Raw genomic sequence first — 12,598 nt, 5'->3', positions numbered from 1 at the left:
GCCGACCGCCATGGCATGGTCATAACTCACCGCCGGCCGCGGCAGCCGGAAGTTCTCGGACGCTCACCCAGGAACGACGATGGCGCCCCCGGAATGTTCCGAGGACGCCATCGTGTGCTGCTCCGGCTGCGGATCAGTGTCCGTTCTGGCCGTTCTGGCCGTTCGAGCTCGCCTCGTCCTGCACTCGTTTGAGGACCGCGAGCTGCCTGTGCTCCTCTTCCAGTTCGGCAGCGAAATGCTGTTCGCTCTCCGAACGCGGGTCGGCTCGCAGGAAGCTGCCGGTGCCCGGCTGACCCGCCGAACCCAGCTGATTCATCTTCTTGGGCACGACCGCACCCTGGTATTCCAGGGGCAGCGGGTGGCCGTGGTCGTCGACCGGGCCCAGCGGCTGGTGCACCTCGATGTATTCGCCGTGCGGCAGCCGTTTGATCACACCGGTTTCGATGCCGTGTTCCAGGACCGCCCGGTCGCTGCGCTGCAGTCCGATGCAGAACCGGTAGGCCAGGAAGTAGGCGAGCGGCGGTGCGACGAGCAGGCCGATGCGACCGATCCAGGTGGTGGCGTTCAGCGAGATATCGAACTTCAGCGCCAGGATGTCGTTGACGCACGACAGGGTGAGCACCACGTAGAAGGTGATCGCCATGGCACCGATCGCGGTACGGACCGGCACATCACGCGGCCGCTGCAGCAGGTTGTGCCGGGCGGTGTCGCCGGTGAGCCTCTTCTCGATCCACGGGTAGGCGATGAGAACCATGAACACCAGGCCCATGATCAGGGCCACCCAGAAGACCGCGGGAATCGTGTACCGGCCGAGATAGATCTCCCACGGTGGCATCAGACGGGCCATACCGTCGGTCCACATCATGTAGAAGTCCGGCTGCGAACCGGCCGATACCTGCGACGGGTTGTACGGGCCCAGATTCCAGATCGGGTTGATCTGCAGGAGCCCGCCCATCAGGGCGACGAAACCGAGCGTGAACGCGAAGAACGCGCCCTGGTCGGCGGCGAACACCGGCACGATCCGGGAGCCGACCACATTGTTCTCGGTGCGGCCCGGTCCGGGGAACTGGGTGTGCTTCTGGTACCAGACGATCGCGACGTGCGCGGCGATGAGGGCCAGCATGATGCCCGGGAACAGCAGCACATGCGCGATATAGAGGCGCGGGATGATGATGTCACCTGGGAAATCGCCGCCGAACATCAACCAGTGCATCCAGGTGCCGATCACCGGGATACCGATGGTGATACCGGAGAACGCGGCCCGCAGGCCGGTGCCCGACAGCAGATCGTCCGGCAGGGAGTAGCCGAAGAAGCCCTCGAACATGGCCAGGATCAGCAGCAGCGAACCGATCACCCAGTTCGCCTCACGCGGTTTGCGGAACGCGCCGGTGAAGAAGATGCGGAACAGGTGGATGATGATCGACGCCGCGAACAGCAACGCCGCCCAGTGGTGCACCTGCCGGACGAACAGACCACCGCGCACCTCGAAGGAGATGTTCAGGGCGGTCTCGTAGGCCCGTGACATGCCGACACCGCGCAGCGGCTGATAGGCACCGTCGTAGGTGACGTGCGCCATCGACGGGTCGAAGTACAGCGTCAGGTACACACCCGACAGCAGCAGGATGATGAACGCGTACAGCGCGATCTCACCCAGCAGGAACGACCAATGGGTGGGGAACACCTTGTTGATCGATCGCTTCACGAAGGCAGCGGCACGATACCGCTCGTCCATTTCGTTGGCCTGTGCCGCGAGCTTGCGGCCAGCCGTTCCAGCACTCATGATCGACGCTCCCAGTAGGCCGGGCCGAGGGGTTCGATGAAGTCACCGTTGGCGACCAGGTACCCCTCTGAGTTTACGGTGATCGGCAGCTGCGGCAGCGCTCGGGCGGCAGGACCGAAGATCGGCTTGCCCCATTCGGTCGCGGAGAACTGCGACTGATGGCACGGGCACAGGATCCGGTTGGTCTGCTGTTCGAACAGCGAGGTCGGGCAGCCGAGGTGGGTGCAGATCTTCGAGTAGGCGAAATAGTCGCCGAAGTTGAAGCTTTCCTGGCCCTTGCGTTTGATCGCGTTCTTCGCGTCCTCGGGGCGCAGGCGGATGAGCATCACGGCGTTGCGGATACCGCGCAGCGACTGCAGGGTCTCGTGCTCGTCACCGCGCCAGGATTCCTTCCACGGGAAGACGGTCTCCATGGCGCCCGCGTCCAGATCCTCCGGGCGGACCAGCACGATGTCCTGGGGCCGGCCGGTGTCGCGGCGGATGTAGACGGTTTCGCCCTTGTAGTCGGGGGTCCAGCCGGAGACCCACAGCGGCGATTTATCGCCCTTCGCCCACGGGTTCTTGACCATGCCGCCGACGAACACCAGCAGCGCGCCGATACCGAGCACGCCGACGCCGGCGCCCGCGGTGCGGGTGATCAGCTTGCGACGGCCCAGTGTGCTGGTGTCGAGCGCGTCACTCAGCTCGGCGGCCAGCGTGCGCCGCTCGACCTCGGCGGATTTGCCGTCGTGCCGGTCCTGGACCGACAGTTCCGCGGGAATGAACTTCTTGCGGATCAGCACCACCGCGATACCGATGGCCAGAATCGAGATACCGAAGGTCAGGCCGTACAGCGGCGTGGTGAGCGAGTACAGGCCGTGTCCGCCGTCGTCCTTGCCCTTGTACTCCCAGGGCCAGAACAGGAACACACCCACCAGCGCGGCAGCGGCCAGGCCGGAGATCGCGAACCACAGCGCGACCTGCCGCTCGGCGCGTTTCTCGGCGCGGGTACCCGGCACCGGCCAGCGTTCCCGCCGGTAGGCCACTTCCACGCCGTCCCGCGCGGTACCGAGCTCGACCAGCTCGTCGCGCGACATCGCGTCCAATTCGGCCTCGGTGGGATCCGCCGGGGTCGCGGCCGCGGAATCTTTGTCCAGGCGACCCATCTCGTTCCGCTCCTGTTCTTCACTCATGACTTAGCGCCCTTCTGATGGGACGTGCCCGGACGGCTTCCGTGACTACTCGGGCTACCGCCGCGGGGGCTCGACCCGGTCATGTCCGGGATCCGATCCAGATCGCCGCACCGACCACGGCCACGATGCCGATGACCCACATGGCCAGGCCTTCGGTGGCGGGACCGAAACCGCCCAGACCCCAGCCGCCGGGAGTCTTGGCCTCGGTCGAGTCCTTGACGTAGGCGATGATGTCGCGCTTCTCCTCCGGGGTGAGCTGCCGGTCGGAGAATTTCGGCATGTTCTGCGGGCCGGTGACCATCGCGGTCCAGAGCTGCTGCTCGGACGCCTGGTCCAGCGGCGGGGCGAACTTACCCGAGGACAGCGCGCCACCGCGGCCGGTGAAGTTGTGGCAGGACGCGCAGTTCATCCGGAACAGTTCGCTACCGCGGCCGATATCGTCGCCGCGCAGCGACTCCTGGGCGATCTGGCCGTTGGCGTCGCGGACCACGGTCGGGCCGCCGCCGTTGGCGGCGACATAGGCGCCGATCGCGTCGGTCTGGTGGGCGTCGAACTTCACCGGTTTACGTTCGGCCTGCGCCTCGTTCCGGGTCATCGGCATACGACCGGAGGACACCTGGAAGTACACGGCCGCCTCGCCCACGCCGACCAGGCTCGGGCCGCGGTCGGGCACACCTTGGAGGTTGGCACCGTGGCAGGTGATGCAGGAGGTCTCGTACAGCTGCTGACCCTCGCGGATCAGCGCCACCGAATCCTCGTTCGCGGTCGCGACCTGCGGTTCGGGGGTGAGCGCAGTGGCGAGGAAACCGGCTCCGACGAGGCCCACCAGGAGCGCGAGGCCACCCGCCATCCGTCGGCGGATGCGGCGCTGCCTGCGCTTTTTGCTGGCCTCGCCGTGCCCACCGCTGGCGGGCGCTGGCGCTGTCGGGGGCGATGAACTCATCTGTGTCCCTTTGGAGTAGACGGAACCGTGGTGGGCAGTGCTGGCTTGTGCGCCCGAGCTACGCCTGCGTGGCTACGCTGCGCTACCTCCTCCGGCGCTGACGCCCGGGCGCTGGCCGGCGTCATTGGACGAAGTAGATCACGGCGAACAGCCCGATCCAGACGATGTCGACGAAGTGCCAGTAGTACGAGACGACGATCGCGGCGGTGGCCTGCGCGGGGGTGAACTTGCTCATCGTGGTGCGCGCGAGCAGGAACAAGAACGCGATCAGACCGCCGATGACGTGCAGACCGTGGAACCCGGTGGTGATGTAGAACACCGACCCGTAGGAACTGCCCGGGATCGAGGTCCCCTCCGCCACCAGGTGGATGTACTCGTAGCCCTGACCGGCCACGAAGAACGCTCCCATGAAGAAGGTCAGCAGATACCAGCGGCGCAGCCCGAACACATCACCGCGCTCGGCTGCGAACACACCCATCTGGCAGGTGAACGACGAGGCGATCAGCACCGCGGTGACCGGGATGGCCAAGCCGAGGTTCAACTCTGTCGGCGGCATCGGCCATTCGGGGGCCTGACTGCGCGCGACGAAGTACATCGCGAAGAGGCCGGCGAAGAACATCAGCTCGCTGGACAGCCAGATGATGGTACCGACGCTGACCATGTTGGGCCGGTTCAGCGAGTGCACACGCTGGGTTATGGCCGATCCTGAGGTACCTACTGCGGTCGTCACGGGGTAAGTATGACTCTTCGTAGTACGACAGTCGAAGTCGGGTTCCCATCTTGATCTTTTGTGTCGGGATTCACCGGCTCAGTGAGTGTCTCGCCCTTGCGCGGCGTGTCGGGTGCGGACGGACATCCGAACAGGACAGATGCCGTTGTCCGGCCGGTATCATGCGTCGCGGTCAGGTGTAGCTGCGCCGCTGTCACGGCGGTGCGCGGTCTGCGGATGGGCTCGGCCCGGGTTCCCATTAGGGTGTGCATGACCGTTCGGTCACCGGTATCGGCGCGACGAGGAGATTGAGATGAGCGTGCGCAGCTGGCCCCAGATGCTCGGGGCCCTCGCCGACGGACACGACCTCACCGCGGACGATACGACCTGGGTGATCGACGAGATCTTCACCGATAACTCGACCTCCGCGCAGATCGCGGCGTTCGGCGTGGCGATGAAGATCAAGGGCCCCACCTCGGCCGAACTGTCCGGTATGGCCCGCGGGATGCTCGGCCACGCCCGGCTGGTGAAGATCGACGGCGACGCGGTCGACATCGTGGGCACCGGCGGTGACCGTAAGGGATCGGTGAACATCTCCACCATGTCCGCGATCGTGGTGGCCGCCGCGGGTGTTCCGGTGGTCAAGCACGGTAACCGGGCCGCGTCCTCCAAGAGCGGCGGCGCCGATGTGCTCGAGGCGCTCGGGGTGAAACTCGCCCTCGGGCCGGAATCGGTGGCCCGCTGCGTCCGCGATGTGGGGATCGGCTTCTGTTTCGCGGCGCTGTTCCATTCGGGTCTGCGGTTCTCCGGGCCGGCGCGCAAGGAGATCGGGATTCCGACGGTCTTCAATGTGCTCGGCCCGCTGACCAATCCCGCCCAGCCGCGAGCCGGTCTGGTCGGCTGCGCGTTCGATGATCTGCTGGAAACCATCGCCGGGGTGTTCGCCGCCCGCGGGGCGGGTGCGCTGGTGGTTCGCGGCCGCGACGGCCTGGACGAGATCACGACCTCCGATGTCACCGATGCGTACGTGGTGGCCGACGGTAAGGTCCGGCACACCGTCATCGACCCGCTGCGCCTCGGTATCCCCCGGGTGGACCTGGAGGCCCTGCGGGGCGGCGACGCCCAGGTGAACGCGGAGGTCGCCCGGCGGGTATTCGCCGGTGATCCCGGCGCGGTACGTGACGCCGTGCTGGTCAATTCCGCCGCGGCGATCGCCGCCTACGACCTGTCACGCGGCGTGGTGGATCCGGGTGCCGATCTGGACGACCAGCTGGTCGCCGGGATCGAACGCGCCACCACCGCGATCGACAGCGGCGCGGCGGCCGCCCTCCTGGACCGGTGGGCCGCCCTCACCCGAACCCTCGGCGACGACTGACCGGGCCGCTTACTCCCCGATGGAGAACCCGGCCTCGACATCGGCCCGGGAATACGATTTGAACGCGATATGGGTGACGGTGCGCTGTACACCGGGCACCTTGTCGATCCGCGCGGTGACGACCTCGGCGATCTCTTCGTGGTCGCGCACCCGCACCAGCGCGATCAGATCGACATCCCCCGCACACGAGTACACCTCGGTGACACCGTCGGTCTCGGCGACCGCCTGCGCGGTCTCCGGAATACGCCCGTTGTCGGCCTGGATCAGAACGATCGCGGTAATCATGGGAACAGCCTAAGCACCCCGCGCCCCGGCGGGGCGCGGCAGCGCCGGGCTAACCCCGCTCGTCGTCGTAGAACTGTGCACCCCGGGCGGCGTCCGCGGCGGCGTCGGCGGTATCGGCCCAGCTCGCCCAGCGGGCGGCGCCGCGGGCAGGTTCGGCGTAGCCCTCGCCGGTCCGCACGATCCGCACCCCGGGGCGTTCGAGCCAGCGCGCGACCAGCGCAGCCTCCTCCGGCGGGGCGCCACGCAGTGGCGGATACTGCTGCCCCGCATCCGCCAGCGGTAGTTCCGCGCCGCCTGGTTCCGCCGCGGCCGGGCGCACGGTTTGCGCGGCGGCAACGATCTGTTCGACCACGGGCATCGGCGGCGTCCCCCGTGCCGCGGTTCCGGCGCCGACGAGCCGGCCGTACCGGATGACCGCGAATTCCCAGCCGCCCGCACCGTCCGGGTGGGCGGCGATCAGTTCAGGTAGCCGGGCCAGAGACGCCAACCGCTGGGTGCGATGCAGCGCGCGGATAACAGCGGCGGCTCGGTCACGCAGCCGGGCCGCGGATTCGTATTGTCCGGTGTCCGCGAAACGCTCGATTCTCGCCAGCATTGCGCGGATCACGGCATCGTCCGTGCCGGCGAACAGGGCGCGAGCGGTCGCGGGTGCGGCGGCGTAGGCAGCTGCCCCGCGCGGTGTCGCGGCCGCGGCGGGACAACCACCGACCGCTTCCGGCGTGCACATATGCGATGCCTTGCGCGACAGGCGGGTTGTGCAGGTGCGCAGCCCGCAGTATTCGGCCAGTGTGGCGGCGATATCCGCGGCGGCGGCCCGGGCATGGAACGGGCCCACCGCCGGACCGGCGGGATCGCGGACCAGCGTCAGCCGGGGAAAGGCCTCCGCGGTGAGCGTTATCCACCAGACGCGTTTCGGGAATTTGGAGCGCCGGTTGTACGGCGGCGCGTGCGCGGCCAGTAGGCGCAGCTCCCGGACCCCGGCCTCGAGCCCGTGCGCGCACACCACATGGTCGACCCGGGTGGCCAGCCGGACCATTTCACGGATCCGCCCACGAGTCTCGGATCCGGTGAAGTAGCCGCGGACCCGGCGCCGCAGATTCACCGCGGTCCCTATATAGAGGACTTCGTCCGACGGCCCACGGAACAGGTAGACCCCGGGCGCGGTGGGCAGGTCGGCGGCGAGGGCGCGTTTCGCGCGCTGACCGGCGGTCACCTCGGGGAGGTAGTCGATCAGTTCGGTGAGGCTGTGCACCCCCTGATTACCGACCCGGCCGATGAGCGCGTGCAGGACGTCCACTGTCGCACGGGCGTCGTCGAGCGCGCGATGGGTGGGCGTCGTACTCGCGCCGAGCAACCGGGCCAAGACCCCGAGCCGTGCCGAGGGTGCCTCGTCCTTACTCAGGACCCGCCGCGCGAGCCGCACGGTGCACACCACCTGCGGCCGTGGCCACGCCGTATCGCAGCGGGCCGCCGCGGCCTTCAGGAATCCGATATCGAAGCGGGCGTTGTGCGCGACCAGCACCGCACCGGCCGCGAATTCCAGGAAGCCGGGAAGTACCACCTCGATGGGTGGCGCCGCCCGCACCATCGCCGTCGTGATCCCGGTGATCTGGACGACCGCGGGCGGGATGGACCGGCCCGGATCCACCAGGGTGGCGAATTCGCCCAGGACCTCGCCGCCACGCACCTTCACGGCGCCGATCTCGGTGATGGCGTCACCGGCCGGGCTGGTACCGGTGGTTTCCAGGTCGACAACCACGAAAGTGGTGTCGTAGAGCGGGGTATCGAGCTGATCGAACGCCAGCTGCCGAGCGGGCAGCGGGGCGGGTCGGGACACGGCGGGCAGCGTACGACCGGGGTACGACAAGTTCGCGATATCGGACCGTTACGGCCGTATCGACGCAAGCCGGAACTTGTCCGTGTTCCCCGGAATGCACCCACTGACCACATATATGTGCGCCAGCTCACACATGATGTTTATTTGCTATCTAATTGCCCGGATTTGCGGAAAATAGTCGACCGGCCCAAAACTCGCGGACACGAATCAGGCAAACAGGCGATCCCGCCCCCTTCAGGCCACTGTCGCGTCCGCGACATCCACCTGCTCGAGCTGTGGAAATCCGCGGCAAAACACCACGAGAACCGATGTAACACCCATAAATACACACCCAGGGATCATGTCGACGTAACCCCGGTGCAATCGTTCGCGCCGATGTGATTCAACTCGCACAATTTGCCGGTGAAAAACTGAGCGGCGGGCACTTATCGGCATCTCAGGCTTTACAAAGCACCGTGATCTGTTCGTAATCTTTTCGAGACCTCGCGGAGTTCGGCGCACCAGCCCGGTGCCGCCGGCGGGGAGATCGGAAGGACCGCATCATGGCGTTCACCACCGTCAAGCGACAGGCGCGGCGTGCTGCCGCAACCGGAGCCGTCGGCGCTGCCACCCTCGGCGCGTTCCTGCTGCCCGCCGCCCCGGCCGCCGCCCAGCCGGTGACTATCCACGGCGTGGGCACCTTCGAGGTTCCCAACGAGGTCCCGATCCCCGCCGGCATCCCCGGCCTCGAGGCGCCCGACGCCCCCGGCGCACCGCCCTTCGTGACGCCCACCAAGACCGCCGGCGACCTCGCCCTCGATGCGGCGCTGTCCAAGGTCGGTTCCCCGTACGTCTACGGCGCGGCCGGACCGGACGCCTTCGACTGCTCCGGTTTGGTGCAGTGGTCGTACAGACAGGCGGGACGCGAGCTACCGCGCACCAGTGACGCCCAATTGTCGGCCGGTTCCCCGGTCTCGATCGACAACCTCCAGCCCGGCGACGTCGTATCGTTCTACGGCGGCGGACATTCCGGCCTGTACGCGGGCGACGGCAATATCGTGCACGCCTCCACCTCGGGCACCCCGGTACAGCTGGCCCCCATCTCGTCCATGCCGATCGCCGGAGCTCGCCGCTACTGAGCCGGCCCGGCCCGTGGATCTCCTCGCGACGCGGCACTTTCATCGGATGACGTGACCGTTCCGTGTCGTACTGGACACTCCACGGGCCTGTTCCGTAATCTAATCGAGATCTTTACAGGTTGATCTTCAACAGGCGTCACAAGGAGAGCGGGGCACGGCAGGCCGTGGCAACACATCATCGGAGTCACCGCACCCCCGGACCGGCTCGCCGGCCCGCCCGCACGATCCTCGCGGCCGGACTCCTGGCCGTGGCCCTCTACGGCGGCGGCCCGGCAGGCGCGGACCCCGCACCCGCGCCGACCTCGGCGAGTGAAGCGATGCAGCAGATGATCGACCTGTCCCGGCAGACCGAACAGCTCAACCAGCAGGCCCTCACCGCCCAGGCCGATCTCGACGCGAAACTCGCGATACAACGCGATGCCGACGCGAAGGTCGCGACGGCCACCACGGCCGTCGACGCCGCGCGCAACGAAGTGGCGAAATACCGCCCGATGATCGACCGGACGGCCATCGCGGCCTATCAGGGCGCCCGCACCAACCGGTTGTTCTCCGTACTGGTCAGCGATTCACCGCAGCAGCTCCTCGATCAGATGTCGACCCTGGACGTAGTCGCCGGCCAGACCTCGGACCAGCTGAAACAGTACAAACGCGCCACCGACTCGGCGACCGCCGCGCAGTCGGCCGCCCGCGCCGCCGCCGATACCGCGCGCACCGCGACCGATCAGGCGAACGCGGTCCGCGACGATGTGAGCCGCAAACAAACCGATCTGCAGAATGCCGTCGCCCGGGTCATCGAGGTCTGGGGCACCCTCTCGACAACGGACCGGACCGCCCTCGCCGGCTCCCCGTTCCCGCCCGGATTCGACCGCGACAGCCTGCTGCGGGATCTGGTCCCCGGTAGCGGCACCAGCGCGCTCGCCGCCGGCCTCACCCGCGTGGGCGACCCGTACGTCTGGGGCGCCACCGGACCCGATCAGTTCGACTGCTCCGGACTGGTGCAGTGGGCGTTCGCGCAGGTCGGCAAGGAGGTCCCGCGCACGAGTTCCGCGCAGGCCGCTTACGGCACCCCGGTCGATCGCGCGGATCTGCAACCCGGCGACGTCGTATTCTTCTACGACGACATCTCCCATGTGGGCATCTACGCCGGTAACGGCCTCATGCTGCACGCCTCCACCTTCGGGGTACCCGTGGCGGTAGCGCCCATGGACTCCACCCCCTACCATTCGGCCCGCCGATACTGAACCCCCGGAACTCCACCGGCGACCGGCCGCCAATAGTCTGAATCCCATGGCTCGAACTCTGCTGGTTACCAACGATTTCCCGCCACGTCCGGGTGGTATCCAGTCGTATCTGCAGGCGCTGACCGGCCAGCTACCGCCGGACGACCTGGTCGTCTACGCACCCCGGTGGCGCGGTGACAGCCATCTCCGGTTCGACGCGAAACAGCCGTTCCAGGTGGTGCGCCATCCCACCCCCCTCATGCTGCCGACTCCCGGCGTCCTGCGCCGGGCCCGCAAGATCATGCGGGCCGAAGGCTGCGAAACGGTGTGGTTCGGTGCCGCCGCACCGCTGGCACTACTGTCTCCCCTGCTGCGCCGGGCCGGCGCCGAACGGATCATCGCCAGCACCCACGGTCACGAGGTCGGCTGGTCGATGCTGCCGGCGGCGCGCCAGGCGCTGCGGGTCATCGGGGAACACACCGATGTCGTCACCTATGTCAGCAAATACACCCGCGGCCGGTTCGCCGCCGCGTTCGGGCCGAACGCGGCACTCGAACATCTGCCACCGGGCGTGGACACCGAGAAGTTCCGGCCCGACCCGGAAGCCCGCGCTCACCTGCGCGAACGCTACGGCCTCGGCGACCGCCCGACAATCCTGTGCCTGTCCCGGCTGGTCCCGCGTAAAGGGCAGGACGTCCTGCTGGTCGCCATGCGCCGCATCCGGGAACGTATCCCCGGCGCCGTCCTGGTGATCGCCGGCAGCGGCCCCTACGAAGACCGGCTGCGCGGCCTGGCCGAAGCTCTCGGCGTCGCCGACGACGTCATCTTCACCGGCCGCGTGGCGTCGGCCGAACTCGCCGCCCACCACAGCATCGCCGATGTCTTCGCCATGCCCGCCCGCACTCGCGGCGCGGGCCTGGACGTCGAAGGCCTGGGCATCGTCTACCTGGAAGCCTCCGCGACCGGGGTACCGGTGGTCGCCGGAACTTCGGGCGGCGCACCGGAAACGGTGCTGGACGGGGAAACGGGGCGGGTCGTGGACGGGCGCCGCGCCGACCGGGTCGCCGAGGCGATCGCCGATATCCTCGACGATCGGGACGCCGCCGCCGCGATGGGCGCCGCGGGCCGCGCCTTCGTCGAACGCCATTGGCGCTGGGATACCCTCGGCGCCCGCCTGCGGATGTTTCTCTAGAAGCGCTCGGCGGTTTCCTTCGACCGGGCGGCGCGGATAAACACCGCGCCAGCAGCACAACCACGGGTATCTACTACGCTCAGCCGGGTGAGCAGTATCCAGGTCGCCGACCAGACATTCCTCGCCGCTCCCGGCACCGCCGTGGCGGGGGTGCTGGCCGCCCCGGGCCACTGGCGGCGCTGGTGGCCCGATCTCGAGTTGGATGTCCGGGAGGACCGGGGCGACAAGGGGATTCGCTGGTCGGTGCGGGGAGCGCTGACCGGCACGATGGAGGTGTGGCTGGAACCCTCGCTGGACGGGGTGATCCTGCACTACTTCCTGCACGCCGAACCGCCACAGCAGCTGCCGCCGCGCAAACTCGCCGCGGCCAACCGGGTACGGCGGGTCGCGGGCAAGGCGATGACGTTCGAACTCAAGGATCGACTCGAGGGCGACCGGCCGGCCGGAGTCTCCCCCGCGGGTAACTGACGAATTCCATACCGCCGAAAGGAACGACTGAGAACCTATGGCCGATCGGACCCAGAGATCGATCGTCATCGCGGCCCCCGCACGGCAGGTGATGTCCGTTATCGCCGATCTGGCGTCCTACCCGGAATGGGTATCGGCGGCCAAATCGGTGGAGGTGCTGGAGACCGGGCCCGGCGGCCGTGCGCGCACCGCCCGGTTCGTACTCGATGCCGGTGTCGTCAAGGACACCTACGTCCTGTCCTACACCTGGAGCCCGGACGATCTGGCGGTGAGCTGGACGCTGGTGCACGGCGAACTACAGAAAGCGCAGGAAGGCCGCTACGAGCTGGTGGAGCAGCCGGACGGCGGCACCGAGGTGCGTTACGAACTGACGGTGGACCTGACCATTCCGATGATCGGTATGTTCAAACGCAAGGCGGAGAAGGTGATCACCGATACCGCGCTCAAGGAACTGAAGAAACGGGTCGAAGGCTGACCGGGCCGCGCACCACCGGAGAGC

Annotated in this window: 12 protein-coding genes; 6 read left to right on the top strand and 6 right to left on the bottom strand. The window is 67.9% G+C overall.

Annotated features, from left to right (window positions below; all coding sequences use genetic code 11):
- Positions 1-133 precede the first annotated feature (133 nt).
- From ABZ827_RS12080 to ABZ827_RS12065, 4 genes are all read right to left on the bottom strand, one after another.
- Positions 134-1,780 (bottom strand): cytochrome bc complex cytochrome b subunit, encoded by a 1,647-nt coding sequence (locus ABZ827_RS12080; protein ID WP_357236213.1) that lies wholly within the window; start codon positions 1,778-1,780, stop codon positions 134-136.
- Positions 1,777-2,925 (bottom strand): ubiquinol-cytochrome c reductase iron-sulfur subunit, encoded by a 1,149-nt coding sequence (locus ABZ827_RS12075; RefSeq protein ID WP_357236630.1) that lies wholly within the window; start codon positions 2,923-2,925, stop codon positions 1,777-1,779. Before ABZ827_RS12075 ends, ABZ827_RS12080 begins: the two co-directional genes overlap by 4 nt.
- Positions 2,926-3,031: 106 nt before the next feature.
- Positions 3,032-3,895 (bottom strand): cytochrome c, encoded by an 864-nt coding sequence (locus ABZ827_RS12070; protein WP_357236212.1) that lies wholly within the window; start codon positions 3,893-3,895, stop codon positions 3,032-3,034.
- A 121-nt stretch (positions 3,896-4,016) separates the two neighbouring features.
- Positions 4,017-4,625, bottom strand: a complete 609-nt coding sequence (locus ABZ827_RS12065) for a heme-copper oxidase subunit III (RefSeq protein ID WP_357236211.1) — start codon at positions 4,623-4,625, stop codon at positions 4,017-4,019.
- 292 nt (positions 4,626-4,917) lie between these two features.
- Between ABZ827_RS12065 and trpD the strand changes: the two genes are divergently transcribed.
- A complete protein-coding gene (gene trpD / locus ABZ827_RS12060) occupies positions 4,918-5,979 on the top strand; it encodes an anthranilate phosphoribosyltransferase (RefSeq protein ID WP_357236210.1) in 1,062 nt (353 codons plus the stop codon).
- Positions 5,980-5,988: 9 nt separating this feature from the next.
- On the opposite strand, the gene ABZ827_RS12055 is transcribed toward trpD, so the two are convergent.
- Positions 5,989-6,264, bottom strand: a complete 276-nt coding sequence (locus ABZ827_RS12055) for an Lrp/AsnC ligand binding domain-containing protein (protein ID WP_357236208.1) — start codon at positions 6,262-6,264, stop codon at positions 5,989-5,991.
- Between the two features lie 49 nt (positions 6,265-6,313).
- A complete protein-coding gene (locus ABZ827_RS12050; protein WP_357236206.1) occupies positions 6,314-8,101 on the bottom strand; it encodes a DEDD exonuclease domain-containing protein in 1,788 nt (595 codons plus the stop codon).
- 542 nt (positions 8,102-8,643) lie between these two features.
- On the opposite strand from ABZ827_RS12050, the gene ABZ827_RS12045 reads away from it, so the two are divergent.
- The 5 genes from ABZ827_RS12045 to ABZ827_RS12025 all read left to right on the top strand — a co-directional run bounded on the left by ABZ827_RS12045 (position 8,644) and on the right by ABZ827_RS12025 (position 12,574).
- The gene (locus ABZ827_RS12045) at positions 8,644-9,219 is read left to right on the top strand and encodes a C40 family peptidase (RefSeq protein ID WP_357236205.1); all 576 of its coding nucleotides are present in this window, start codon (positions 8,644-8,646) and stop codon (positions 9,217-9,219) included.
- Between the two features lie 224 nt (positions 9,220-9,443).
- Positions 9,444-10,460 carry an NlpC/P60 family protein gene (locus ABZ827_RS12040; protein ID WP_357236628.1) on the top strand — a complete coding sequence of 339 codons (1,017 nt, stop codon included), beginning with the start codon at positions 9,444-9,446 and terminating at the stop codon, positions 10,458-10,460.
- 46 nt (positions 10,461-10,506) lie between these two features.
- Positions 10,507-11,631 carry a glycosyltransferase family 4 protein gene (locus ABZ827_RS12035; RefSeq protein WP_357236203.1) on the top strand — a complete coding sequence of 375 codons (1,125 nt, stop codon included), beginning with the start codon at positions 10,507-10,509 and terminating at the stop codon, positions 11,629-11,631.
- 87 nt (positions 11,632-11,718) lie between these two features.
- Complete coding sequence (locus ABZ827_RS12030; RefSeq protein WP_357236202.1) at positions 11,719-12,099, top strand: polyketide cyclase / dehydrase and lipid transport; 381 nt, start codon at positions 11,719-11,721, stop codon at positions 12,097-12,099.
- Between the two features lie 37 nt (positions 12,100-12,136).
- Positions 12,137-12,574 carry an SRPBCC family protein gene (locus ABZ827_RS12025; protein WP_357236201.1) on the top strand — a complete coding sequence of 146 codons (438 nt, stop codon included), beginning with the start codon at positions 12,137-12,139 and terminating at the stop codon, positions 12,572-12,574.
- The last annotated feature ends 24 nt before the right edge of the window (positions 12,575-12,598 follow it).

It is taken from the genome of Nocardia sp. NPDC019395 (assembly GCF_040632335.1).
GTDB lineage: Bacteria > Actinomycetota > Actinomycetes > Mycobacteriales > Mycobacteriaceae > Nocardia.
The sequence above is the reverse complement of the archived record's forward strand: the minus strand, read 5'-3'. Positions and strand labels throughout refer to the sequence as shown.